The sequence below is a fragment of the Polyangiaceae bacterium genome, from assembly GCA_020633235.1.
Lineage (GTDB): Bacteria > Myxococcota_A > Polyangia > Polyangiales > Polyangiaceae > JACKEA01.
This window is the reverse complement of sequence record JACKEA010000002.1, coordinates 535,326-559,431: the sequence shown is the minus strand read 5'-3', so window position 1 is coordinate 559,431 and position 24,106 is coordinate 535,326. Positions and strand designations below refer to the sequence as shown.

Annotated in this window: 20 protein-coding genes; 9 read left to right on the top strand and 11 right to left on the bottom strand. The window is 68.4% G+C overall.

The annotated features are described in order from the left end of the window. Positions 1-55: 55 nt before the first annotated feature. Entirely contained in the window at positions 56-610 is a 555-nt protein-coding gene (locus H6717_13035; protein ID MCB9577940.1) for a peptidylprolyl isomerase, read from the bottom strand. Positions 611-699: 89 nt separating this feature from the next. Between H6717_13035 and H6717_13030 the strand changes: the two genes are divergently transcribed. The 7 genes from H6717_13030 to H6717_13000 all read left to right on the top strand — a co-directional run bounded on the left by H6717_13030 (position 700) and on the right by H6717_13000 (position 10,044). Beyond that, a complete protein-coding gene (locus H6717_13030) occupies positions 700-4,476 on the top strand; it encodes a zinc-ribbon domain-containing protein (protein ID MCB9577939.1) in 3,777 nt (1,258 codons plus the stop codon). A 4-nt stretch (positions 4,477-4,480) separates the two neighbouring features. Then, a complete protein-coding gene (locus tag H6717_13025; protein ID MCB9577938.1) occupies positions 4,481-5,476 on the top strand; it encodes a GTP-binding protein in 996 nt (331 codons plus the stop codon). A 19-nt stretch (positions 5,477-5,495) separates the two neighbouring features. After that, positions 5,496-6,488, top strand: coding sequence for a substrate-binding domain-containing protein (locus H6717_13020; protein MCB9577937.1), 993 nt, complete (start codon positions 5,496-5,498; stop codon positions 6,486-6,488). A 4-nt stretch (positions 6,489-6,492) separates the two neighbouring features. Further along, positions 6,493-7,974 carry a sugar ABC transporter ATP-binding protein gene (locus H6717_13015; protein ID MCB9577936.1) on the top strand — a complete coding sequence of 494 codons (1,482 nt, stop codon included), beginning with the start codon at positions 6,493-6,495 and terminating at the stop codon, positions 7,972-7,974. Continuing rightward, complete coding sequence (locus tag H6717_13010; protein ID MCB9577935.1) at positions 7,971-8,915, top strand: ABC transporter permease; 945 nt, start codon at positions 7,971-7,973, stop codon at positions 8,913-8,915. Before H6717_13015 ends, H6717_13010 begins: the two co-directional genes overlap by 4 nt. A gap of 83 nt (positions 8,916-8,998) precedes the next feature. Then, positions 8,999-9,439, top strand: a complete 441-nt coding sequence (locus tag H6717_13005) for a hypothetical protein (GenBank protein ID MCB9577934.1) — start codon at positions 8,999-9,001, stop codon at positions 9,437-9,439. After that, positions 9,436-10,044, top strand: a complete 609-nt coding sequence (locus tag H6717_13000) for a hypothetical protein (GenBank protein ID MCB9577933.1) — start codon at positions 9,436-9,438, stop codon at positions 10,042-10,044. The genes H6717_13005 and H6717_13000 overlap by 4 nt, the downstream gene beginning before the upstream one ends. A 161-nt stretch (positions 10,045-10,205) precedes the next feature. Here the strand turns inward: H6717_13000 and H6717_12995 are convergent, their stop codons facing one another. Both H6717_12995 and aac(3)-IV read right to left on the bottom strand, forming a co-directional pair. Beyond that, positions 10,206-12,095 (bottom strand): hypothetical protein, encoded by a 1,890-nt coding sequence (locus H6717_12995; GenBank protein MCB9577932.1) that lies wholly within the window; start codon positions 12,093-12,095, stop codon positions 10,206-10,208. Positions 12,096-12,097: 2 nt separating this feature from the next. After that, a complete protein-coding gene (gene aac(3)-IV, locus H6717_12990; GenBank protein ID MCB9577931.1) occupies positions 12,098-12,856 on the bottom strand; it encodes an AAC(3)-VI family aminoglycoside N-acetyltransferase in 759 nt (252 codons plus the stop codon). A gap of 36 nt (positions 12,857-12,892) precedes the next feature. Here aac(3)-IV and H6717_12985 point away from each other — a divergent pair, with 36 nt between their 5' ends. Continuing rightward, entirely contained in the window at positions 12,893-13,456 is a 564-nt protein-coding gene (locus H6717_12985) for a hypothetical protein (GenBank protein MCB9577930.1), read from the top strand. A 4-nt stretch (positions 13,457-13,460) separates the two neighbouring features. On the opposite strand, the gene H6717_12980 is transcribed toward H6717_12985, so the two are convergent. From H6717_12980 to H6717_12960, 5 genes are all read right to left on the bottom strand, one after another. Beyond that, entirely contained in the window at positions 13,461-15,089 is a 1,629-nt protein-coding gene (locus H6717_12980) for an FGGY-family carbohydrate kinase (protein MCB9577929.1), read from the bottom strand. After that, the gene (locus H6717_12975) at positions 15,086-16,603 is read right to left on the bottom strand and encodes a fucose isomerase (protein MCB9577928.1); all 1,518 of its coding nucleotides are present in this window, start codon (positions 16,601-16,603) and stop codon (positions 15,086-15,088) included. Before H6717_12975 ends, H6717_12980 begins: the two co-directional genes overlap by 4 nt. Next, positions 16,600-17,568 carry a substrate-binding domain-containing protein gene (locus H6717_12970; GenBank protein ID MCB9577927.1) on the bottom strand — a complete coding sequence of 323 codons (969 nt, stop codon included), beginning with the start codon at positions 17,566-17,568 and terminating at the stop codon, positions 16,600-16,602. The genes H6717_12975 and H6717_12970 overlap by 4 nt, the downstream gene beginning before the upstream one ends. Positions 17,569-18,252: 684 nt before the next feature. Further along, entirely contained in the window at positions 18,253-19,431 is a 1,179-nt protein-coding gene (locus H6717_12965) for a hypothetical protein (protein MCB9577926.1), read from the bottom strand. After that, positions 19,428-19,580 (bottom strand): hypothetical protein, encoded by a 153-nt coding sequence (locus tag H6717_12960; protein ID MCB9577925.1) that lies wholly within the window; start codon positions 19,578-19,580, stop codon positions 19,428-19,430. Before H6717_12960 ends, H6717_12965 begins: the two co-directional genes overlap by 4 nt. Positions 19,581-19,783: 203 nt before the next feature. Between H6717_12960 and H6717_12955 the strand changes: the two genes are divergently transcribed. Continuing rightward, complete coding sequence (locus tag H6717_12955; GenBank protein MCB9577924.1) at positions 19,784-20,749, top strand: hypothetical protein; 966 nt, start codon at positions 19,784-19,786, stop codon at positions 20,747-20,749. A gap of 1 nt (position 20,750) precedes the next feature. Here the strand turns inward: H6717_12955 and H6717_12950 are convergent, their stop codons facing one another. The 3 genes from H6717_12950 to H6717_12940 are packed head-to-tail and all read right to left on the bottom strand — an operon-like array spanning position 20,751 to position 24,036. Next, a complete protein-coding gene (locus tag H6717_12950; GenBank protein ID MCB9577923.1) occupies positions 20,751-21,737 on the bottom strand; it encodes an ABC transporter permease in 987 nt (328 codons plus the stop codon). Next, complete coding sequence (locus tag H6717_12945) at positions 21,734-23,206, bottom strand: sugar ABC transporter ATP-binding protein (GenBank protein ID MCB9577922.1); 1,473 nt, start codon at positions 23,204-23,206, stop codon at positions 21,734-21,736. Before H6717_12945 ends, H6717_12950 begins: the two co-directional genes overlap by 4 nt. A 17-nt stretch (positions 23,207-23,223) precedes the next feature. Beyond that, positions 23,224-24,036 carry a mechanosensitive ion channel family protein gene (locus H6717_12940; GenBank protein MCB9577921.1) on the bottom strand — a complete coding sequence of 271 codons (813 nt, stop codon included), beginning with the start codon at positions 24,034-24,036 and terminating at the stop codon, positions 23,224-23,226. Positions 24,037-24,106: the final 70 nt, after the last annotated feature.

Genomic DNA, 24,106 nt, shown 5'->3' with positions numbered 1-24,106 from the left:
TTCGACAGTACAATAGGTCGACCCGCTCAGAAATCGCGAGTGATATCCGCCATGATCACTCGTTTCTGATGACCACCCAGTAACCTCGCGGGGTATCCAGCGGCTCCGGGTACACTTTACCCTTCGCCAGCGTGAAAACCGCGTACTCGAGCTTTGGCTCGAGGACCCCTCGGGGCACCACGCCAATGTCCTTGGTCGAGCCGCGATCGCCCTTTTTTACGGCCTTTGCGAAGTCGTCCTTGGCCTCTTCCAAGGTGGCCTCGGCGAGCTTCTTGGCTTCTTCCTTGCTGCGAGCGCTGTCGGGCGCGAACTGTGCGCCAGCGTAGGTGAACAGAATCACGCCGATGTGCACGTCCTTGGGGGCCGAGGCGGGCAGCGCCGAAGCACCCGCATCACCCTCGTCCACGACATCTGTTTCGGTATCGAGGGAGATTTCCGGTCCAGCATCCTCCGTTTGGGGCTCCTCCACGGTCGGCGGCGGCTCCGCGGCGGCCGACGCCGAAGGTGCCGCGTGAGCGGCCTCCCGCGCCGGCGCACCGACCTTGAGCGCCAAAGCGACGAGCGCCACCGCGAATACGAACCCCAGCAGGACCGACGTCCACCGCTGCATGCCCGCTCGGCTAGCACGAATGAGGCCGGAGCGGCCTCAGAAACCGCGACACGGGCGCGGGTCTCCTGCTAAGACTGGCGCAGGATCCGATGTTCAAGGTCGAGTGTCCCGGCTGCCAGGCCCCCTACCAGGTCGACGAGCGCCGCGTCCCCTCCAGCGGCCTCAAGATGCGCTGCCCCAAGTGCGGCACGTCGTTCCAGGTCGACCCTCCGCAGGATCCGCGCGCCACCGGACCGAGCCCGGTGCTGGGCGCTGCATTGGGAGGGGCTGCTTCCGCGCCGCCCCGACCCAAGCCTCCAGCAGCCCACAAGGCCACCATGCTCGGAGTCGGCACGGGTGGGCCACCGCGCCCCGCACCTCCGCGCCCCGGGGGGCCACCACCTGCACCACCTCGGCACATGCCCGCCGGACCGCCCGTCATTCCCAGCGGGGATCTGGAGCTCGACGACATCGATCTGCCCAGCGTCGGTGCGAGCCATGCAGACTTGCCTGCACCCGTCGGAACCAAGCCCAAGCCCTTGGGCGCGACAGCGCCGCTCGAGGAGCTCGCCGACTTCGGTGATCTCGGCGTGGAGCTTCCGGGCGACGAGGCGGATCTGCCGGCGCCCGTCGCCGCCGCACCAGCGAGCTTCGAAGCAGAGGAGCTCGATCTTCCGGTGGTCGGAGGACGACCCCCACAGCCGGAGCTCGATAGCGGGCTCGATCTGCCCGCGCCCCGCCAGCCTCTCGACATGGACCTCCCCAGTGTGGGGCGAGGTGGCTTCGGGGAAGTGGATCTGCCTTCCCCTGGAGGACCGCCCCAAGGGGGAGGATTCGGAGAAATCGATCTGCCCACGGGCCACGCCGGGCTTCCCGCCGTTCCAGACGTGGGGTTGCCTTCGCCAGGGGGCGCCGGTCTGCCTTCCCCCGGTGGCGCGGGACTACCGACCCCTGGCGGAGTCGGGCTGCCGACGGCCGGAGGCGCTGGCTTGCCAACAGCCGGAGGCCCTGGCCTGCCAACAGCCGGCGGACCCGGATTACCGTCGCCCGGAGGCGCTGGTTTGCCCACCGCGGGCGGGGCCGGCTTGCCCACCGCTGGTGGCCCTGGCCTGCCAACCCCCGGAGGCGCGGGTCTGCCGTCCCCGGGCGGACCGGGTTGGCCGGCAGCGTCGGAGGCGGGCTGGCCGGTGGCCGCCGGCGGTGGTGCCGACGAGCTCGAGCTGCCTCTCACCGGCGAGGACCCCAACGCCGCGATCGTTCGCCAAGCCGGAGGCGGCACCGCGTTCGGTGAGGTGAACCTGGAGGGGGGAGATACCGGTGGGGTCCTCGAGGCAGAGGTACCCACGGCGCCGGACGACATGGAGTTCGGCGCCATCCCGCAGGAGACGTCGGCTCCGGAGCACATGCAGCCGGTTCCCATCGCACCGCAGCCGATGCCGCTGCCCGGTGCGACCCCGGCCAAGAAGCGCCGCGTCGGACTTCGCGCTGCCGCCGCCATCGTCGTCGTGCTCGCTCTCGGGGGCGCCGCTCTGGCACTGGTTCCATCGGTGGGCCCCTTCGGTGCCTATTGGATTGCCGACAAGCTGCAGAGCGGCGAGCACAAGTCCCTGATCGCCAAGACCCTGAGCGAGGTGCACGGCGATCTCGGCAAGGACACCTACCCCTCCGCGAAACACGCTCTCGAGGTCGTCGACAAGGCGCGGGCCAGCGCCAAGCGGCTCAAGTCGATGGCCGCCTACTCCGCGTACGTGATCGAGCTCGGACAGCTGCGTTTTGGCGCCGACGCCGAGCTCGACGCGCGAGCGAAGGTGCTGCTCGACGAGCTCAAGGAGGAGCAAGACGTAGAGTTCCTGCCCCTCGCCCGAGCCGCGCAGGCCGCGGCCGAAGGTCAGCTGCCGCGGGCTCGCCAGCTCACGCAATCTCTCGAGAGCAAAGCGCCCCGAGACATCGACGTGCTGGTGCTGCGGGGGGAGCTCGAGCTCTTGGCCAAGGATCCGAAAGCCGCAGAGACGGCGTGGATGGCTGCCGAAGAGGTCGAGAAGAGCGCGCGGACGGCGTTCGGTCTGGCGCGGGCGAAGCAAGCGATGGGCGCGGGCGAAGACGCGAAGAAGCTCGCGCGCACTGCGCTCGAGCGCAGCCCCGCTCACGTGGGTGCCAAGACCCTGCTCGCGCGACAGATGTGGAAGACCGAGCGCAAGGAGGTGGAAGCCACCAAGCTGCTCGAAGAGGTGACGAGCAAGAAGGCGGACGCCAGTCCGGAAGAGCTGGTGGGGGCCGAGACCTTGCTCGGCGACATTCACCTGTCGCGCTCGCGCATCTCTCACGCCGAAGCGGCTTATGCGGAAGCGCTCAAGATCGATCCCAAGGCCAGCGGGGCCCTCGCGGGTCTGGGCGATGCGCTGTATCGCGCGGGCCGCTACTCCGAGGCCTTGGCGCGCTTCGAGGCGGGGGTGCAGGCCGATCCCGATGACATCGCCGCGAAGGTCGGCGTGGCCAAGGCCACGCTGGCGCTGGAGCGGCTGCAGGACGCCCGCGCCGCGATCAAGAAGCTGCGCGAGACGCATCCGAAGTCGATGCTGGTCGCCTACTGGTTCGGCAAGATCGAAGAGGCAAGCGGCGATCGCAAGACCGCCGAGGCCGCGTATCGGGACGCCATCAAGATCGGGGGCAAGGACCCCGACGCCGTGGTCGCCTACGTTGGTTTGGCGCTGTTGCTCGGCCAGCAAGGTCGAACCGAGGAAGCGCAGAAGGTGCTGGCGGACGCTCGCGACCAGCTCCCGGACTCTCCGGCGATTCACATCGCGCTCGGCGAGTTGGCGCAGTCGCAAGGCCGCTACGACGCCGCAGTGTCGGAGTTCCGAGAAGCGCTGAAGCTCGACCCGGGCGACGTCGGCGCCAAGTTCCGCCTGGGTGCGGCGTTGCGTCGCGATCGCAAATTCGAGGAAGCCACCAAGGTCTTCGACGAGGTCGCCAAGGTGGACCGGGACTATCCCGGATTGGCCCTGGAGCGCGGGCTCCTGTACGAGGCTTCGGGGCGCACCGACGAGGCACTGAAGGCCTACGAGAGCGCGCTGGCGAAGGCTCCCAACGACCCGGATCTGATGCTGCGGGTGGGATGTGGCAAGACCGTGTCCGGCCGCGCCGCGGAAGCGGTGAAGCTCCTGGGCAAGGTGCTCGAGAAACGTCCGAACTCCGCGGAGACGCACCACTGCTTGGGGCGCGCCTTGTTGGTGGAGGGAAAGAACCTGGCCGAGGCGCTCAAGAACCTCCAGCGCGCAGCGGATCTGGATCCCAACCGTGCCGAGTACTTCCTGTACGTCGGTTGGGCCGCCAACGAAGCGGGCCGGCTGGGCGTGGCCGAGACGGCGCTCCGTAAGGCGCTCGATCTGGACCAGGGGCTGGCGGACGCCTACTGGCAGCGCGGCGTGCTCCGGGCTCGTGAAGGCGCCGTGAAGGACGCCGTCAAGGATCTGCAGAAAGCCCTCGAGCTACGCCCCAGTCGCTTCGAGGCCCATGCTGCTCTGGCCGACGCCTACAACCAGCTCAGCCGCGAGGACGACGCCATGAGCGAGTGGCAAAAGGCGTTGTCGGAGAGCCCGAACAACGCCACCTGGCGCTATCGCTACGGCAAGCTGCTGGTCGACAACCGGCGCACCAACGAAGCGCAGGAGCAGCTCGACAAGGCGGTGGAGCTCGGGGACGCGATGGATCCCAAGCCGGACTGGATCTACGAGGCGCACTACCAGCTGGCGCGGGCGCTCGGCCCGCGCAAGGAAGCCATCAAGCACTGGGAGGCCTTTCTGCGCGGCGGCCCCAAAGACTCGCCGTATCGCGTGGACGCCAAGAAGGCGCTCGCGCAGCTCGGGAGGCCGTGGGACGGGGATTGAGCCCGTGTCGGTCCCGTTCACGCTGCTTTCCGGCTTTCTCGGCTCCGGCAAGACCACGCTGCTCAACCGGATCTTGAAAGAAGATCACGGCGAGCGGATCGCCGTGATGGTGAACGACTTCGGCGACGTTAACATCGACGCGTCGCTGATCGTGGAATCGAGTGCCACGCGGGTGACCCTCGAAAACGGCTGCATCTGCTGCACCATCCGCGACGACCTGATGAACAGCGTGCAAGAGCTCCTGAAGCTGCCCGAGCCGCCGGATCGCGTCGTGGTGGAGATGAGCGGAATCGCCGAGCCCGGCGCGGTGCTGCGCACCTTCGCGCTGATGGAAAAGAGCTGGCCCCTGCACCTGGACGGAGTCGTTGCGGTGGTAGATGCCGAGCACTTCCCAGCGGAAGGCGAGCCGCACCACGTGCTGGCCCGGGAACAGATGGCCCTCGCGGATCTCGTGGTCGTCAACAAGGTCGATCTGGTGACCGCGGCAGAACGCGAGCGGCTCTTCGCAGAGCTCGCTCGCTGGGTGCCTCACGCCCGCATCGTCCCTGCGTCTTACGCCGAAGTTCCGCTCGAGGTCGTGCTCGGTATCGGGCGTGCGGCCGGCGACGCGGACGAAGCCGCGCCCCACGCGCCCCACGGCTTTTCTACGTTCACCTTTCGCGAGTCAGCGCCTCTCGCGTTGGACAAGCTGCGGACCGTGTTCACCGAGCTGCCTCCCACGGTGTATCGCGCCAAGGGCTTCGTGCAGCTGGCCGACAAGCCCGAAGCCCGTGCCGTGCTCCAGGTCGTGGGTCGCCGCGCGCGGCTCTCTCTTGGGGAGCCGTGGCGCGAGGGCGAGGCGAGAGAAAGCGTGATCGTGCTCATCGGTGAGGAGGGCGCCATGGACCCGAGCGAGCTTTCGGCGACGCTCCGCTCGACGCTGGCCGACTCCGCCGTGAGATCGCCCCTTTTGGGGGCCATCGAGTGGATCCGCAGCCGATTCCCCCGGCCGAGACGCTGACCGGTGTATCCTGCCCGCGATGTGTAGGGGCAAAAAGTGGCTCGGGATCTGGCTCATCACCCTGCTCTTGGTGGTCGCCTGCAAGAAGGAATCGCACGACACCGGCAAGCTGCGCATCGCGGTGATCCCCAAAGGCACCACCCACGAATATTGGAAGGCCGTTCATGCCGGCGCCGAGAAGGCCGCCAAAGAGCTCGACGTGGAAGTGATCTGGAAGGGGCCCCTGAAGGAAGACGACCTCAAGAGCCAGATCGATCTGGTGCAGACCTTCACGGCCCAAGGCGTGGGCGGCATCGTGCTCGCCCCCTTGAACGACAAGGCCTTGGTCGCGTCGGTGAAGGGCGCTCAGAACGCCAAGATCCCCGTCGTGATCTTCGACTCCGCGCTGTCCGGAGGAAGTCCGGTGAGCTTCGTGGCCACGGACAACCGCGCCGCCGGCGGTCTCGCCGGTGAGCGCATGGCAAAGCTCCTGGGCGACAAGGGCAAGGTGGTGGTGCTCCGCTATCAAGAAGGCTCTGCGAGCACCCACGAGCGCGAAGAGGGCTTCTTGGAAGCGGTGAAGAAGCACCCCGGGCTCGAGGTGGTGAGCGACAATCAATACGGCGGTGCCACCACGGAGACGGCGTTTTCCGCGAGCGAGAGCCTGCTCTTGGCGCGCAACGCCGAGAGCGGCGGTGTGGACGGCGTCTTCTGCCCCAACGAGTCCACGACCTTCGGCATGCTGCTCGCCCTCCAGAAGGCGAAGCTGACCGGCAAGATCCATTTCATCGGCTTCGACGCGTCGGACAAGCTGGTGGCCGGCGTGAAGTCGGGATCCATCGATGGTCTCGTGCTGCAGGATCCTTTCAAGATGGGCTACACCGCGGTGAAGACGCTGGTGGAGCACAAGAAGGGACAGAAGGTCGCCGAGCGCATCGACACGGGCGCCACGCTGGTCGACAAGGCCAACATGGACAAGCCCGAGATCGTGCGCCTGTTGAAGCCAGACCTCGAAAAGTGGCTCGGGAAATAGCCCGATGGGGATCGTCCTTTCGGGTGTCGAAAGGGCCTTTGGCTCCACGCGGGCTCTCGCCGGAGTGAGCCTCGAGGCAGAGCCGGGGCGCGTTCACGCCGTCCTCGGTGAAAACGGCGCGGGCAAGAGCACTCTGATGAAGATCCTGGCCGGGGCCCTGCTGCCCGACGCCGGCAGCATGCAGCTCTCCGGAAAGCCCTACGCGCCGTCGAGCCCACAACAGGCTCGTGAACGCGGCGTCGCCATCGTGTACCAGGAGCTTTCGGTCTGTCCCCACCTCACCGTGGCGGAGAACGTGCTCCTCGGCATGGAGCCAACGCGCGGTCCGCTCATCGACCTGAGCCGCGCTCGCCAACGGGTGGAGGCCGTCCTTAAGCCTCTGAGCGGTGGTCGCGCCATCGCCGCGGACGCGTTGGTCGGCGAGCTGCCCTTGGCGGCGCAGCAGCTGGTGGAGATCGCTCGGGCCCTGGCGCTTCCCGACGCCAAGCTCTTGATCCTGGACGAGCCCACCAGCAGCCTCACCGGAGACGACGTCGAGCGGTTGTTCTCCGCCCTGCGCCGCCTGGCGGAACAAGGGCTCACCATCCTCTACATCTCGCACTTCTTGGACGAGGTGCGGCGACTCGCCGATGACTTCACCGTGCTTCGAGATGGCCGCACGGTGGCCGGGGGGCGCGTGGAGGACTCGGACAACGACACCTGGGTCGCCCAGATGGCGGGCCGCGCGGTGGAGAAGCGCGCGCGCCGGAGCGAGCGAAGGCCCGGGGACGTCGTGCTCTCGGTGCACGAGCTTTCGGGGGCGGCGTTGCCCCGCGGCGCGAGCTTCGAGCTTCGGCGCGGCGAGATCCTCGGAATCGCCGGGCTGGTGGGCTCGGGGCGCACGGAGCTCCTGCGCGCGCTGTTCGGCCTCGACCCCGTCCGTTCGGGTCGCATCACCGTGGGCGGGACCAGAGGCAGCGCGGGCCCCGCACAGCGCCTGCGGCAAGGCGTCGGCATGCTCAGTGAGGATCGCAAGAACGAAGGCCTCGCTACCGCGCTCTCGGTGGCCGAAAACCTCACCCTTTCCAAGCTCACGCCGTTTCGCCGGCGTGGGCTCCTGTCCCCCGCTGCCCAGCGCAGCGCTGCAGAGCGCTGGGCCAAGGAGCTCGGCATCGTGCTTTCGGACGTTGGCCAAGCCGTCGGTGAGCTGTCCGGCGGCAATCAGCAGAAGGTCGCCATCGCACGCTTGCTCCACCACGACGTGGACGTGCTCTTGCTGGACGAGCCCACTCGCGGCATCGACGTGAACGCCCGCGCTCAAGTCCACGGTCTGATCGAAGAGCTTGCCGCGCGCGGCAAGGCCGTGCTCCTGGTGAGTAGCGCTCTGCCGGAGCTACTCGAGCTCTGCGATCGCGTTGCCGTCATGCACCGCGGCCAGCTGGGGCCCGCGCGACCGGTGGCGGAGCTCTCGGAGGAGAGTCTGCTCGCGGAGGCGACGGGCGTATGAAGGATCTCCTGCGTCGACCGTGGTTCGGACCTCTGGTGGCGCTCGTCCTGGTGTACGCGCTGTTCGCCGTCGCCAGCCCGGATACCTTCGCGCGCCCGGAAAACCTCGCCACCATGCTGCGTCAGACGGTGGTCGTGGCCATCGCCAGCGTGGGCATGACTTACGTGATCGTCGCAGGCGGTATCGACCTTTCCGTCGGCTCTCTGGTGGCGCTCACCACGGTAGTGGTCGCCAAGGTCCTCGCCGGCGGCGCTTCCCCCCTCGTCGCCGTCGCCGCGGGGGTCGCCCTGGCTACCGTCGCGGGCGTCGTCAACGGCACGTTGGTGGCGAAGCTCGGCATCACGCCGTTCATCGTGACGTTGGGCACCATGAGCGCGTTGCGCGGCGCCGCCAAGGGTATCGCCAACGAGCAGAAGATCGACGTGCAGTCCGCCGGCCTCGACACCCTGATGGCACCCACGAGCTCCGTGTGGCTGCCCCCCGCGGGGGTGTGGGTCGCGGCGGTCACCGCCCTCTTGTTCGCCGGCATGCTGCGCTACACGGTGTTCGGTCGCCACGTCGTCGCCATCGGCTCCAACGAAGAAACGGCGCGCTTGTGCGGCATTCGCGTGCCTCGAGTCACCATCTGGGTGTACGCCCTCGCGGGTGCCCTCGCCGGTCTCGCCGGGTTGATGGAGTTCTCGACGCTCACCGTGGGGGATCCCACGGACTCCATCGGTCTCGAGCTGGAAGTGATCGCCGCCGTCGTGATCGGCGGCGGCTCCCTCGCGGGTGGTCAAGGATCCATCGCCGGCGCCCTCGTGGGTGCTCTGTTGATGACGACCATAAAGACCGGTTCCACGCACGTCGGCTTGCCCAACTGGGTCCAGGAAATCCTCACCGGCGCCATCATCGTGCTGGCGGTCGCCATCGACCGCCTCCGTCGCCGCAGCTCCCGTTAGCGTTTGAATGTTGGTTCGGCGCGAACCCCGTCGCGGGCGGGCAGCGCTGCACGGCAGTGCCAGAACGGATATGCTGCCCAGCCATGCGCCGACTCACTCCTGCTCTGCTCCTCTGTGCGCTCCTCGTTGCTCCGCTCACCGCCCAGGCGGACGTCGGCCCGCCGCCGAAGTGCGAGGAGGGCTACCACGACGAGTATCACGAGGGGCATCACTGCGTGAAAGACGGGACGCACTACTCCGAGTCCGACCCCCCGCCGGACGAAGACCCGACGCTTGCGCCGAGCTCGAGCGCCGCCCCCAGCGCAGCGCCGCCGGCCAAACCGGAAGCGACGAACGCTGCCGCGGCCCCGCCGCCGCCCGCGGCCAACCCCACGGAGCAACCCGCGCCCACGCCGCAGAGTCACGCCTGCGCTTGCACCGCGACCGGTCGTGACGCGGACGCCTCGCCGCTCGGCGTGCTGCTGGCCGCAGCGTTTGCTCTCGCCGCCGCGGCGCGCCGCCGCGCGACGAGATCGGAACCATGAAGTACAAGGACCGGGAGCGCATCATCGAACGACTGCCGTACGAATGCCGCGTGGGCTACGTGGCGTTCTGCGTTCAACGGTGCATCGACGAAGCGCGCCGCCACGCCGCGGCGCGGGAGGAGCTCCAACGGCTGCCACTGCTCTCGGAGGGCCTCGACATGCTTTGGGCGCGCGCCGAAAGGGGCGTCGAGCCGAACCCCGCGCGAGTGGACGCCATTCGCGCTCACTTGCGGGATTACACGGCAGCCGACCCCGACCAAGAGAACGAGATCTTCAACCACGACGTCACCCTGGTGAAGGCAGCGGGCGAGCTCCTCGGAGGTCTGCTGCTGCTCGAGGACCCCGCGGCGCTCGACGCTTACGACATCGCTGCGGCTCTGGAGGGCCCCGAGAACGCGGTTTCTCTGATCTACGTCGATTGGCAGAGCGCAGGGGACGCGGAGGTCGGCGTGATCGACGCGGCGTTGAAGCGGCTCGACAAATCGAAGGCCAAGCCCTTCTCACGCGAGTGCTTCGCCGGCATCCGCGACTGGGAGCGAGGCGACGTGAAGGCGGAATACGCGGAAGGACGCCTCACGGGCACGGACGTCGACGAGGAAGACTGAGTCGAGATCACCTTTCCGTACGACTCGCGGAACGCCGCGCGACGATATCGTGAACGCCCGCATGCGGAGGTTCCGCGGCGGGCCAACATGAGGGCTACGATCCTGTCGCTGCGGCGCGAATCCCGTCACGAACGCCGCTAGCGCCTCGCCGTGAGCTCCGGTCAGAGCTGGGCGAGGCGTTCGAGGTAGGCGTCCGCCAGCTGCGCGCCGGTCGGCGTGGGCGCCGCGCCTTTGTCGGGGCGCAGGCCCTCGCGCACGCGTGGATGCGCCAGCCGCTCGCGCAGCGGAGCGAGCAGCCGCTCGGACGGCACCAGATCGATGAGCGGCATGAGGCGCCCGATGCAGCGATCGTCGTGTGGGTTGCGGAAGTAGTGGGCCGACTTCTGGTAAACGACGTCTTCGCGGAGATCGGTCGGCAGGTGCGGGAGCACCTCGCGAGCGATCTCCGGTGGGGAGACGGGAGCAAAGGGGCGAAGCTCCGGCGTCCAGGGGTGACCGCTGGCCACGAGGATGCCGCTGATGACGTACTCCTGGGCGTCGCTGGCGCCCATCACGGTGGCTTCGGGGCCGCCACCTTCCCAGATTGTCGCGAGCGCCCGAGCGTGCGAAATGGCCCACTCGACACCGGCCTTGCCAATGCGCTTGCCCAACGCGAAGAGCTCTTCTTCGGTGGCGTCCACGTCGGAGATCCCGTAGCCGTTGAGGGAAACCTCGCTGAGCGCTTCGGCGAGCTCGAGCGGAGTGAGCGCGGCCTCGACGAACTTCGGCAGTTGGCGATCGCCGTTCGCGATCTCTTCCCGCCACGCCTTCCACAGCGGCAGCTTCGCCTTGCCGTAGGAAACGATCTTCTCCAGCGGGCCCGGTGGATCGATGCCCAGCCAGCGACGTCGGTCTCGCCCCGACTCCGGGATGCCCCAGTTGCCTGCCGAAAGCCGAATGCCGTCGCGTCGGGCCAAGAGCTCGGCGCACGCGCGCTGGAGTGGGCTCAGGCGCTCTACCAGCACGACCTCGCTCTGCTCGAAGTCGTCCCGGAATCCGCCTAGCCGAATCAGGCTCTCCGCAGCCCTCTCGAGGCGCTCAGCATTTGTTTGTTGGAGCGGCGCGGAAACGGCCCGCACGAGCGCGAGCTTCGTCGCGGCCGGCGCGTCTCCGAAGCGTTGCGCCAGCGGCTGCAGCAGATGGCCGTTGAACCACGGGAATCGGTCGAAGCTCTGGGCATCGAACAGAGGACCGAGATCCGCTTCGGGGACCGTACCGGCGGTGAACATCTCCGCGAGGGCCACGGCCGCGCGTTCCAGCGCATCGAGCTTCAGGCCGCGCACCACGCTCGCGCTGTCGGCATCGGCGAGGCAGCGCGCGAACAGGTAGCTCGCCCGGGCGGCCCGGGGCGAAAGCAGGGATTCGTCGGCAGTGGCGGCCTCGAGCGCCTCGGGAACGTAGGGCAGCACCAACGCCGCGGCGGCCGCCACCTCCGTCCGTTCGCTCGACAGGGCAGCGAGGACGAGATCGGGGGCTTCGGAAACGACGCGTCGAGTGCTGGCGCCGAGGCGCGCGTCCGGTGCCGCGCGAAAGCGTCCGCTGCCCACGGCGTCGGCGCTGCCTCCGGCGACCACGTCGGCGAGCAAGCGCCCTGCGAGCTCGCCGCCCTCGTCTCCGCTGGCCAGTGCGCTCAGCAAGAGCTCGGCCGCCGCGGGGCTGGCAGAGAACCACTTGTTGGTGTCGAACAGCTCGGAGGACAGGGCTTTGAAGGCGTCCGCGCGCTCCTCCGGACCGCCCGTGAGAGCGCGCACCAAGCGGGGGACGTACTTGGCGTTCTCCGAGTAGGTCCGGAGCCGCGAGAAGTCCGCCTTGGCGGCCTTCTTGCGAGGAGCCTTGGCGGGCACGGGCTTCTTCTTGGGCGGCGCCTTGGCGGGTGCGGGCTTCTTCTTGGGCGGCGCCTTGGCGGGTGCGGGCTTGTCCTTGGGTGGCTCCTTCGCAGGCACCTTCTTCCGTTTGCTGGGCGCCTTCTTGGGTGCGGGTTTCTTCTTCGTCGGCGTCTTCTTGGCAGCCATGCTCACTCCCTCGCGCTCTGTCGCGCTCTGTCGCACTCCTCGCAGCCGGCGGCGGCAGGATGCAAAAATACCATGGAATCGGCCGCGAGCGCTTCGAGCGCCACGCGCACCACGTCCCGCGAGCGCATCAGGCGTGCGGTGGCGCTGCCAAGGCGCCCCTCGCGTTGCAGGCTCGCGGCGCGGAGCCAGTCGTCCGCCAGCGCGAAGCGCTCGCAGCAGTGATCGTTCTCCAAGTAGTCGATGCGTTTCGCCACGCCGCCATCGAGCACGGTGCAGTGGTGCGGAACGCCGTAGGGCACCTTCGCGATGAGCTCGGCGAGGTGCAGCGTGGTGTTCGCGTCGTGCCCCGGCCCGAGCAGTAACACCTGGCCGTCGTGGTCGTGCACACGGCCCACGGGGCTCGCGGGAACGTGGGGCGGCAGCGGCAAGCCGTCGCGCAGGATCGCCTCGGCGGCCGGACCCGCGGCGGCGAAGGCGAAGGCGTGGTTGCTGCGGCGCACACCGGGGAGGCGCCAGAAGACGTCGGCCGTCACGCCCAGATCCGGCGCGGCGGGGGTGCTCCTGGGATCGAACGGCGTGTCGTCGTCAGCGCCCCAAGACGGCATCACCAGCGTGCCGTCGGGACCGAGGGCTTCGCGGAGCGCGGAGACAAGGCCCGTTGGCCCATTTTCCACGGGCCGCACGGCACGAAACGAGATGTGCGCGAGGAGCACGCCGCCCGGCGCGACGCCGAGCGCGAGGAGCTCTTCCGATAGCGTCACGCAGGCAGCCTAACCTAGCCGTGCTACGAACGATCCATGGCCATCGACGCACTCGCTTTGCTCAAAGGTCGCGATCTGCCCCTGCCGTCCGAGCTCGTCGTCGAGACGCTCGAGGACGGCGTGCTCATTCGCACGCAACAACGCTTCGGCGCCGAGCCGGAAGACATCGGGGCGGCGTTGGTTCAGCTCCTCGGCGACGCGCTGGACCCGCACGACGATCCCCGCGGGGTGTTCTTGGTCCCCGACGTGGCCAAGCCGCGCGCTCGAACCTACGAGGGCGTGATCGAAGAGATCGGCGAGGCGGGGGAGTGGGCGCCGATAGCGAGCGCGGGTCCACAAGCGGCGCCCGACCTCGCGAACATGATGGGACAAGTGATGGGCGCTTTGGGCGGCGACACCATCAACGAGATGATGCAAGCGCTGGCCAGCGGCGACAGCGCGGCGCTGGCGGCGATGCAGGGCAAGGTCGCCGCCGCCTTCGGCGGTCAGGACGCCCTCGAAGCGTTCGGCAAGCAGATGCTCGACGCCGTCGGGACCGAGGACGACGAGCTTGCCGAGCTCGTCCCGACGGCGGACGACAAACCCAAAGCCGACGAGTGACGCGTCACTGCATCATCGCGCGGTAGGCGAGCTGGTGCTCCCACAGCGCGAGGAACACGCGGTGCTTCTTGTCGTGGTAGCGGGCGACCTCTCCCGCCGTGGGCGCAATGGTGCTGCCCGGCGCGGTCATGGCGCCCATCGCCGCCACTACTGACGGGTGCGCGCCGGCGGCGACCGCGCCGAGGATCGCCGAGCCCACCAGCACGGCTTCGGGCTCCCGAGGCAGCGCGATGGGGCGTCCCGTCACGTCGGCGTGCTCGCGCACGAACACCGGGTTCTTGCTGTCGCCGCCGCAGGCGAACAGCGTTTCGATGCGATAGCCCTCGGTTTCCAGGGCCGCGAGGATATGGCGGGTGCCGTGGGCGATGGCTTGGATCGTCGCCAGGTACAGGAGCGCCAGACTCTCCACGCTGTCCGTGAGCCTCAGGCCGCTCACCATGCCCTTGAGGGTCGGATCCGCTCGGGGTGAGCGATTGCCGTGGAAGTCCGGCAGCACGTGGAGCTCCGCCGTGAGGGCGGCGGGGAAGGGGGCCGGCATGCCGTCGAGGACGTCGTTCAAGAGCGCGTACACGCTGGTGCCCTCCGCTTCCGCGCGCTGGCGGAGCTCGGCCCCGCGGGCGTGAGAGAAGATCACGTGGTCGATGAGGGCGCCGGTCGCCGACTGTCCTCCCTCGGTGAGCCACATGCCGGGTACCATGGCCGAGAAGTAGGGGCCCCACACACCCGGCACGAAGCGCGGCGCCTTGCTCACCGCCATGTGGCAGCTGGAAGTTCCGCCAATCAGTGCCAGGCGGCGCTCGAGCTCGTCTTCCGTGGGTGCCTTGCCGTCGAGCGGAATGCCGATCAGGCCGAGGCCGCCGGCGTGGGCATCGATGATGCTGACGCCCACCGGCGTGCCGGGGGCAAGGCCGAGCTCTTCCGCAGCCGCCGCGGTGAGCGCCCCGGCGCGCTCGCCCATGGGCCGCACGCGCCGGCCGATGCGCGCGTGCTCGCTCTCGGCGAGGTCTGCGAGGCCGATCTGGGCGAAGAAATCGTCCGACCAGCGCCCTCCGTCCTGCCCCAGGTAGGTCCACTTGCAGACCGTGGTGCACAGCGAGCGGACGTCCTCGCCGGTGGCGCGGTAGACCAAAAAATCAGGAAGGTCCAAGAAGCGTGCAGCGCGGCGGAAGCTCTCCGGGAGGTGCTTCTTGAGCCACGCGAGCTTGGGCATTTGCATCTCCGGAGAGATGACGCCGCCCACGTAGTCGAGCACCTCGTGGCCCGTGGCGTTGATGGCCTCGGCTTCGGCGATGGCGCGGTGATCCATCCACACGATCACGTTCTGCTCGGCCTTGCCGCTGGGGCTCACGCTGACCGGGCGGTCTTCGGCGTCGAGCAGCACGAGGGAGCAGGTGGCGTCGAAACCGATGCCCACCACGTCCTTCGCCTCGATGCCGGCTTCCGCTAGAGCGGTGCGGACGGCGCGCCCGGCCGCGCGCCAGATGTCGTCCGACGATTGCTCGACGAAGTCCTCTCGTGGTCGCCAGATCTGGATCTCTTCCACACCCACGCCCAGGCGCCGGCCCTTCAGGTCGAAGAGCCCGGCGCGCACGCTGCCGGTGCCCACGTCTATCCCGAGCGCCGCCTGGGTCATGCGACCCCGAGGGTGCGCACCGAGAACCCGAGCTCCTGGCTCAGCGCGACCATCTCGCCGAACACGTCACCGTAGGCCACGGCAACGTGATTGGATTGGTAGTGGGCCATGAGCGTGTCGCGCCCCACACCGAGATCCGCGGCCATGAACGGCCACTGCCGCGTGGTGCCCTCCCACCACGCATCACGCTTCTCCGGTGGCAGCTTCACGACCTCGCCCTTGCCCACGTCCATCCACAGGCGTCCGCCGCTGATGTAGGCGCGGGCCCAGGTGATGGCGCCGGGCAAGCTCTCGCCGGCGAAGGTGCCGCCGGGGGTGGGGAAGTAGAGCGCCGGCTGACGGTAGCTGTGGGCGCCCATCAAGGTCTCGGGATCGTGGTTGAAGGCGTAGGCGCCGCAGGATCCGGAGTTCAACAGCACCCACAAGAAGCGGCCGTCGTGCTCGGCGCCCCAGCGCACGTCGTGGAACATCACGGCTTGGTGCAGGCCCTTGTCCTTCAGCAGCCGCTTGAGCATCTCCATGGGCACCACGTTCCCCTGGTCCGCCTCGGTGGCGCAGGCGATGGTGTCGCCGTTGGATTCCGGCCGGCACGCGCTGTTGAACAGGCCTTCCGCCAGATCCGAGGGCGGACGCAGTGGGATGAGCCCCAGCTGGTACTGCCAGCCGATGCAGTCTGCGCCGTACTCCTCGACCAGATCCTTGACCACGAGATAGTCCCGGAGCTGCTCCTTGCTGCTGTGCTCGTCGAAGTCCTTCGCATCCCCCTCGCCCCAGTGAAAGACGAGCCCACGATCCTTGACGAAGGCGAGAGCGTCGGCGATGCGCCGTTCGCTGATGCCGCGCCCACGATCGATGATCCACGCCTGATCGATCTTGTGCTCGGCGAAACCGTGGGGCGAAAGGAGCCGGGGTCCAAAGTAGCCGTTGATCATGCCCATGGAGGTGTCTCCCAGCATCAAGATCAGCGGCCGGCGCTGCTTCATGCCGGAGAGCACGCGCAATGCTCGCGTTCGCGCCTCTGTGCTCACCACGGCGGAGCGCTGGATGCCGTCCGTGGCGTAGGCGATGGCCCCGCTGGACAGCCACTCGTCCAGCCGTTCCATGAACGTGGCGTCCTTCGTCCAGTCCGGAGCGTCGGTCCAGATGCGAGAATGCTTGCGCCCCAGGCTCTCGAGGCAGGCACCGGTGTTGAGCAGCCCGACGAGGCCCGGCCACTGGCCGCTGAAGTTGCTGGCCATGAGCAGGGGATTGTCCTTGCCGACCACGCCGTCCGTAGTGTTGGGTCCGTACACCCAGTGCACGAACACGCCGACGATGGGATCGTCCACCGGCGAGAGCTTTTCGATCGCCTGGTGCGGCTTGTCGATGAAGCCCGGCACGCGATAGGGCGTGCGGCCGAGCTTCTTCAGTGCTGCCTCCAGCTGCACCGTGGCAGCCTCGATGCTCGGGATGGCCAGCTCATTGGGCTTCGCCCGACCATCGCCGGGCCAATACACGCAGACTTTCTTGTTCATTTCAGCTCCTCCCCTCCGCGCGCCACGCTCTCTTTGGTGGTGCGCCGAGTACCGAGCACGATCTTCTTCGCGACCTTTTCACCCCGAACCAGCTTCAACGCGACGTCGATGGCCTCCGCTCCACCCGTAGGATACTGGAACGTCGCATCCAAGATGCCTTCGCGCACGTAGCGCACGCCCTCGTGGGGCAAGGCGTCGATGCCCACGAAGCGCATCTCTTTCTCGCGCCCCGCGGCCTTGGCCGCCAGATAGGCGCCGTGGGCTCCAGGATCGTTGTGGGCGTACACCAGATCGATCTTCTTCTGCGTGGACAGGGCGGAGTCCATTTCCTTGCGGGCGTTGGGCTCGAGCCATGCCATGTCCGCCGTGAACACGATCTCGAGCCCCGGGTTCTTCTCGCGCTCGAGGCCTGCGAGAAAGCCCTTGTGGCGATCCTGTCCCGGGGTGGAGGTCATCAGCCCCTCGAGCTCGACGATCTTGCCGGTGCCGTTCAGCGTTTTCCGCACCCACTCCCCGGCGGCGCGGCCGATCTTCACGTTGTCCGCGCCGATGAAGGTCGTGTAGGCGTCCCCCAACACGGCCCGGTCCAGCACGATCACTGGAATGCCGCTGTCGAACACCCGTGCCACCGGCTTGGTCAGCGGCGCTGCTTCCTTCGGCGAGATGATGAGCACGTCTACGTGCTCCGCCGCGAGCTCCTCCACCTGCGCGCGCTGTCGCAGGGAGTCGTTCTGCGCGTCCTTCATCACCAGCCGCACGCTCGGGTGCGCCTTGGCCGCCCTCTCGATGTCCGCGTTCATCTGCACGCGCCAGGGCTCCCCCAGGTTGCACTGGCTCATGCCGATCACGATCGCCGAGCTCTTCTTCGGCGAGTCTTCCCCCGGCGGCGGCGCGCTCTTGTCCTTGCAGCCGGAAAGGGCGCAAAGCGCCACGCAGACGACCCCGAGCTTTCGCCCCGCGAGCATGGCGCGAGCATAGCGCACCGCCCGCTTCATGGAATTATTGTTGGTCCGCCGCGGAACCACCGCACGCGGGACGACGCTCCAACGAGTGCTATTCTCCTTCGATGGGGAGGCACGCCTGGAAGCGACTATCCTCCGTTCTTCTCGTCGCCGCGTTTTGGGCTGGCTTGGGCGGTTGTGGCTCGGATTGCTCCACAGGCACCACGTGTCGCTCTCTCGACGTGATTCGCTGGTGTCTGGCAACCCAGGGTGCGTGCACGATGGAGTGGGTCGTGAGTGGGTGCGCGGAGGGGTTGCCGTGCTCGCACGTATACTTCCCGGCGCAACAGGTGTGGTTGGGCTATCAGCCCCCGCCGCAGCGCCTTACCGTGGACTTGACGAAGTTGCCGGCGAACGCCGTCGCGATGGGACGCTTGGGGGTATCCGTGCACTCGGGCGCGCCGCTGCATTTGGCTCCGATACAGATCTCCTTCTTGGGAGCTCAGCCGACGTGCACCACGGATGCTCAGGAGTTGATGCTGACCCTCAATTGCGACCGGCCTTCCGACACGACGGCAGTAGTGATCCAGCGAGACGCCGGATCGCCTGGCGATATCTTCGAGGCGCTCGACGTGTATGTCCGTGTTTCCGAATCAAAGTGCACGCAGCGCACGACCGTCTGCGGTAGGTGAGCACTCCGAAGATAGCTTACTCCTGCGATGGGAGCGCGAGCCTTCCCGTGGCCGAGGCGCGCGCGGCGGCTTCGGCCCAGGTCGTGGCCTCCGGGGCGCCGCGCACGAGGTCGACCTGGACGCAGCAGCACTGAGCCGGGAGCGGGACCTCGCCGAGCGTGTGGGTGCGGACGACGCGCGCACTCGTCTCCGGCCTTGCCAGCTCCACTACGTGCCAGTAGTCGTCGCGGAGCCGGGCGAGCGTTGGAGCGACCTTCGCCAGCGGGGCCCGAGGGTCGACGAGCACCACGGCGGGTGGCGGCAGCCGCGCGCCGCCGCCGCTGTGGCGGGCGCGCTCGTCACGAAGGGCCCTGGGGTCGCGCGACGAGCGGCCGTCGATCAGCACGTTGTCGGGCTGGATCTCGATGACGGGTCTCGGTCGCGCCAGCCGGCAGGCGCTGCAGTTGGAGTCGCCCGCGGCGGTTGCGCCGGGAAAGGAGCAGGCGATGCGACCGAGCTCTCGCTCGGGCAGAGGTTGGGAGCCATCGAGCCCGCGGCTTCGGGTGGCAGCGAAGCTCAGCGCTCCCAGCACGAAAACGGCGCCGGCGCTCAGCCAGCGGAGGCGCGAGACTGCGGCGATGCGGCGGGCGGTGAAGGCCAGGGCGACGGTGCCCACGATCGCAGAGATCACGATCGCGATCTCGAGCTTGGAGGTGAGGGCTACCGTGCCGAGCACGACGTCGCGGAGGCAGGGCGAGGCCGCCGCGCACTCGACCTCGTGGTACGCGAGATCGATGCGACGCAAGAGGCCGTAGCCGAGCACGCCGCTGACCACGGCCACGCACGCCGGCAGCACGGTGCCGCCGCGCCGCTGGTTCGCGAGCCGCGCCAGGGCCAGCACTCCCGACAGCACCGCCACCAAGGTCACGACCAGCGCCAACAGCGTGTGACCGACTTCGGCCCGTTCCCGTGCCGAGCGCAAGCCGTGCTCGGCGAGCGCCTGCTGCTGCGCGCCGAGCAGCGTCGAGAGGGCCACGCCCAGCGCGCCGACCGAGCTCACCCCGAGGACGACGGCCGAGATGGCGCGCAGGCGCTTCGGGCTCGCCAGGATCAGCACGAGCCCCGCTACGAGGCCCACCGCCAGGGCCGCGAGCGCTGCCGTTCCCCAGGCCTGCCTCGAGGCGCTGGCGATGCTCTGGCACAGGTGCCCGATCATGGTCCGCCCACCCACGCCTCGAGGGAGCCGAGGAACGCCTGGTAGCCGGCGAGGTTCAGGGCCGCGAGCGCCAGGAGCGTGACACCCCACAGAAGGAGAGCGGCCCAGAGGATTCGAGTCGTGGTCGACTCAGCTTCGGGTTTGGACATGCGCGCTCAGAAGATGATCTCGAGCGAGACTTGATACTCTGCGTCGTCTCCGGTCAACGTCCGGGTGAGGAGGCTGTAGGGGCGGATGCAAGGCAGAACTGTGCAGCTGCCCGGCGGACCGCGCGGTTTCCGCGGCGGACCAACAAACAAGACCAAAAGAGCTTTCTTTGGAGTCCTGCCATCTTGCACCATGCGTTCGGGCCATGAAGCGTAAGAACCTGATCCGTGGGCTCGCTTGGGTCGGGGGTGTGGTCGTCGTGCTTTCGGTGGCGGTCGGCGGAGTCCTCGGCGTGCTGCTGTATCCGTGGCTCGCGCTGCCGGACGAGCCCGAGAGCGTGATCGCGACGCGCTGGCAGAAGGCGGAGGCGATGGCACGAGTGCCCGAGCCCAGCGGCGACGACCGGCTGCTGCTCGAGGCGGCGGAAGCCATGCGCGGCTTCGACCCACCACGGGCGACCAAAGGTGACGTGCCCTACTTGGGGCGGGATCAGCTCACGAAGCCGCAAGAGACGGCGCTCGACTCGCTGTCACGTTGGTTCCAAGCGGGCGCGCACTACGTTCCGCCGGAGTGCCTCGGACGTGGGCGGCGGGAGAACGCCGCGCTGCCGAGCTTTCGCTTGGGACAGGCCGCGCTGTACACGGCTCACGACGCGGAGGATCTGCCGCAAGTGGAAGCGGTGTTGGCCCTCGCCCAGCAGCAGCGCCAGGTCGGCAGGCTGGTGGACATGGCCATCGGCTTTTCGCTGGCGGACACGGCGGCGCGCTGGAGCAAGGAGCGCAGCGTAGCGTTTCCCCCACGTTTCGAGCGCTATCGGCCGAAGGTGGCGGAGATCCGTGGCGGCATCGCCCGGGACGTCGTCTGCATCCACGGCATGATGACCGGTGGTACGCCGCCGATGTCGCTGGCCCCCGGGCACGGCAGTGGACCTCCCTTGGGCATCGTGCGCATGAAGCGGGAGCGCTTGGTGTACGAGCAGACGCACGGTCGGCTCCTGGAGTTTGCCGAGGGCACGGGCAACGACTGGAAGAAGATGGCAGCGGAGTACGAACGCGTGGCCAGCGATCATCCGAAGAGCGTGTTGCTCGAAGCCATCGGCTTCTATGGGCCGGTGATCGAGAAGGCGGGGCAGAACACGGAGCACTACGACACGCTGGTGCCGAAGCCTTGAGCTAGCCGGCGCTGCCGCCCATGCGGCGCTGGAACAACACGGCCGCGATGATGATCACGCCGGTGAGCATCAAGCGCGCTTCCGTGCTGTAGGCGTTCAAGCTCAGGATCTTCTGCAGGTAGCCGAGGGTGAGGGCGCCCACCAGCGTGAGCCCCACGCCGCCGCGCCCTCCTGCCAGGCTAGTGCCGCCCAGCACCACCATGGCGATGGCGTCGAGCTCGTATCCCATGCCGGTCTCGGGATCGCCTTGGGTTTCCTGCGCGGCTTGGCAAATGCCGGCGATGGCCGAGCACAGCCCCGCGAACGCGTAGGCGAACACCAACGTCGCGCGGACCGGCACGCCGGACAGCCGCGCCGCTTCGTAGCTGCCGCCCACCGCGTACAGGTAGCGACCCACGCGGAGCCGCCGGAGCACGATCCACGTGATCAGTGCGACGCCGAGGAAGATCAGCGTGACGATGGACAGGTTTCCGCCCAGCACGCGGTGATCGATGGCGTCGAAGATCTTCGGCTGGGGCACCGTGACGAAGTCCCCGGCGGCGTTTTCGAACGCGCTGGTGATCTTCTGCCCACCGGAGAGCAGCTTGGCGAGGCCGCGGGCGAAGACCATCATCGCCAGCGTCACGATGAACGCCTGGATGCGCGGCAGCGCCACCAGCACGCCGCTCACCACGCCGGCAGCAAGACCGATGGCCAACACCGTGAGGATGGCCACCGGCGCGGAGACCCCCAGGGGCATGGTGAGGAGCGCGAAGCTCACGGCGGCGAGGGCCAGCACGCTGCCGACGGACAGGTCGATGCCCGCCGAGACGATCACCACCGTCATGCCGCAGGCCAAGATGCCGTGCACGCTGATTTCCCGCAGCGTGGCGCGGTGCGCGTCCCACACGAAGAACGCGCCGCCGCCGTTGAAGGCCGCGCCCAAGAGCAGCACGCTCACCAGCGGTATCAGGGCGCGCAACCACGGGCGTGAAAGGAGTCCGCTCACGCTGCCCCCACGAGGGAAGCGAGCAGCCGTGCTCGGTCGAGCTCCGAGCCGTCCAGCGTGGCAGTGACGTGCCCGCGGCGCACCGACATCACCCGATCACAAACGGAAATGAGCTCGTCCAGGTCCGAGCTGCGGAGCAACACGCTGACGCCCCGCTCGGCGAGCTCGCGGATGAGCCCGTGGATCTCGCTGCGAGCGCCGATGTCGATGCCGCGCGTGGGGTCGTCCAGCAAGAGCACGCGCGGCTCGCACGCGAGGCAGCGCATCAGCGCGAGCTTCTGCTGATTGCCGCCGGAGAGCTGTTCGCCGCGTGCGTGAAGCGAAGGCGCCGAGAGGGACACGCGTTTCGACAAGCGCTGCACGTCCTCGAGATCGCCTCGGGAATGGATCCAGCCGAACATGCTTTTGTTGGTGCGGCGCGAGAGCGTCGCGTTGTCGACCACGCTGCCCGTCAGGATCACGCTCGCGCTACGGTCGCTCGGCACCAGCGCCACCCCCTGCGCCAGGGCCTCGCGCGGCGATTTCGGCGCGTACGGCGCGCCGGCGAGCAACACGCGACCGTGCGGCGGCCCAGCGCTGCCGAACACGGCGTGGAGCAGCGCGCTCGCCCGCGAGCCCGCGAGCCCGGCGAGCCCGAGGACCTCGCCGGCTCCGAGCTCGAACGACACGCCGTCCGGGTCGGCGGGGTGCAGCTGCAGCCGTTCGACGGACAGCAGCGGCGCGCGGGCGCCGCGCGCCTTTCGCGGCCCATTCGTCGCGAGCTCGCGGCCCACCATGGAACGCACCAGCTCCCTCGGCGTCAGCTCCGCGGCGCGCTCCGTGCGCACGTGCGCTCCGTCACGCAGCACGCTGATGCGATCGGCGACGCGGTAAACCTCCTCCATGCGGTGCGATATGAAAATCACCGTGGTCCCGGCGTCGCGCACGCGCATCACGTGGGAGAAAAGTCGCTCTGCCTCCGGCTCGGTGAGCGCGCTGGTCGGCTCGTCCAGGATCAACACGCGCGCGTCCTCCGACAGCGCGCGGGCAATTTCCAGGAGCTGACGATCCGACAGCGGCAGGCTCTCCACGGCGGCGTCCACGTCCACGTCCAGGTCGAGCGCCGAGCACACCCGTCGCGCGTGCTCGCGGCGCCGGCTCATCCCGACGCTGGGTTGGCCGAGGAGCAAGTTGTCCGCCACGCTCAGCGAACCGACCAGGGACAGCTCCTGGTGGATGGTCGCGATGCCGGCGCGGACGGCCTGCCGCGGCGAAGAGAATCGCACCGACGCGCCGTCCAGCAGCAGCTCACCCTTCCAGTCGCCGATGGCGCCCGACAGGATCTTGATCAACGTGGTCTTGCCGGCGCCGTTCTCTCCGGCCAGAACGTGCACCTCTCCGGCGTCGATCGACAAGCTCACGCCGGTGAGAGCGCGAGTCGGCCCGAAGGACTTCGCGACATTTCGAAGCTCGAGCCGGGGCGCTTTCACGCCCCGGAGCATAGCGCTCAGGCAGACAGCTTGTGCACCGCCACTTGCTCTTTCGGTGCTGGATACGCGGCCTCGGCGCCGACGTTGCGAATCACCTGGTTGGTGGCGAAGTAGACCTGCCAATAGTGATCCGTGTGGGTGTATGGCCTGACCGCGAGTACGGGGCCGGACAGCGTGAAGCGCAAGATCTCCACGTCGGGCGCGGGCTCCGTGCACACGTTGGGGATCTCGGCGAGCTTGGCTTTCAGTCGTTCTACGGCGTCTGCGGGGTTTACCGTGAAGTCGAGCTGGGCCTCGATGTCGACGCGGCGATATGGGTTCGCCGAGAAGTTCTGGATCGTGTCGCCCAGGACCTTGCCGTTGCCGACGTAGGTTTCGATGTTGTCCGGGGTGTCGACGATGGTTACGAAGAGGCCGATCTCCTTGACCGTTCCGGTGACCCCACCGATGGTCACGAAGTCACCCACCTTGATGGGACGCAGCACCACCAGAAAGACTCCACCGGCGAAATTGGCGAGCAGCCCGCTCCACGCCATGCCGATGGCCACGCCGGCGGCGGCGAAGAGCGCTGCGAAGGTCGTCGTCTCGATGCCGAAGTAGCCGAGAATGGCGACGACGAGCACGATGTTGAGCAAGACGGAGAGCAGATTGCCCAGATAGCGCTGAACCGTGGCATCCATCTGGCGCGCGGTCAGTGCGCGCCTGAGTAGGGACACGGCGAAGGCGATGAGCCAGCGCCCGAACATGTACGCGACAATCGCGAACAGCAGCTTCAGCGCGATCTCGATCCCCTTGGTTTGCAGCGTTGCGAGCAGAGGTCCCGTGTTCATGACTGGTCTCCTGTGGTTCGACGCCGCCTCAGCAGGTTCCGTGCCAAGCCCGTTGCTCGACGAACAGCTC

Excerpts from the sequence above, each read along its gene's own strand:
- H6717_13030 (MCB9577939.1), top strand. The coding sequence starts at position 700 with ATGTTCAAGGTCGAGTGTCCCGGCTGCCAGGCCCCCTACCAGGTCGAC.
- H6717_12955 (MCB9577924.1), top strand. The coding sequence starts at position 19,784 with ATGAAGCGTAAGAACCTGATCCGTGGGCTCGCTTGGGTCGGGGGTGTG.
- H6717_12985 (MCB9577930.1), top strand. The coding sequence starts at position 12,893 with ATGGCCATCGACGCACTCGCTTTGCTCAAAGGTCGCGATCTGCCCCTG.
- H6717_13015 (MCB9577936.1), top strand. The coding sequence starts at position 6,493 with ATGGGGATCGTCCTTTCGGGTGTCGAAAGGGCCTTTGGCTCCACGCGG.
- H6717_13000 (MCB9577933.1), top strand. The coding sequence starts at position 9,436 with ATGAAGTACAAGGACCGGGAGCGCATCATCGAACGACTGCCGTACGAA.
- H6717_12970 (MCB9577927.1), bottom strand. The coding sequence starts at position 17,568 with ATGCTCGCGGGGCGAAAGCTCGGGGTCGTCTGCGTGGCGCTTTGCGCC.
- H6717_12940 (MCB9577921.1), bottom strand. The coding sequence starts at position 24,036 with ATGAACACGGGACCTCTGCTCGCAACGCTGCAAACCAAGGGGATCGAG.
- H6717_12960 (MCB9577925.1), bottom strand. The coding sequence starts at position 19,580 with ATGTCCAAACCCGAAGCTGAGTCGACCACGACTCGAATCCTCTGGGCC.
- H6717_12965 (MCB9577926.1), bottom strand. The coding sequence starts at position 19,431 with ATGATCGGGCACCTGTGCCAGAGCATCGCCAGCGCCTCGAGGCAGGCC.
- H6717_12975 (MCB9577928.1), bottom strand. The coding sequence starts at position 16,603 with ATGAACAAGAAAGTCTGCGTGTATTGGCCCGGCGATGGTCGGGCGAAG.
- H6717_13005 (MCB9577934.1), top strand. The coding sequence starts at position 8,999 with ATGCGCCGACTCACTCCTGCTCTGCTCCTCTGTGCGCTCCTCGTTGCT.
- H6717_12995 (MCB9577932.1), bottom strand. The coding sequence starts at position 12,095 with ATGGCTGCCAAGAAGACGCCGACGAAGAAGAAACCCGCACCCAAGAAG.
- H6717_13010 (MCB9577935.1), top strand. The coding sequence starts at position 7,971 with ATGAAGGATCTCCTGCGTCGACCGTGGTTCGGACCTCTGGTGGCGCTC.
- H6717_13035 (MCB9577940.1), bottom strand. The coding sequence starts at position 610 with ATGCAGCGGTGGACGTCGGTCCTGCTGGGGTTCGTATTCGCGGTGGCG.
- H6717_12980 (MCB9577929.1), bottom strand. The coding sequence starts at position 15,089 with ATGACCCAGGCGGCGCTCGGGATAGACGTGGGCACCGGCAGCGTGCGC.
- H6717_13020 (MCB9577937.1), top strand. The coding sequence starts at position 5,496 with ATGTGTAGGGGCAAAAAGTGGCTCGGGATCTGGCTCATCACCCTGCTC.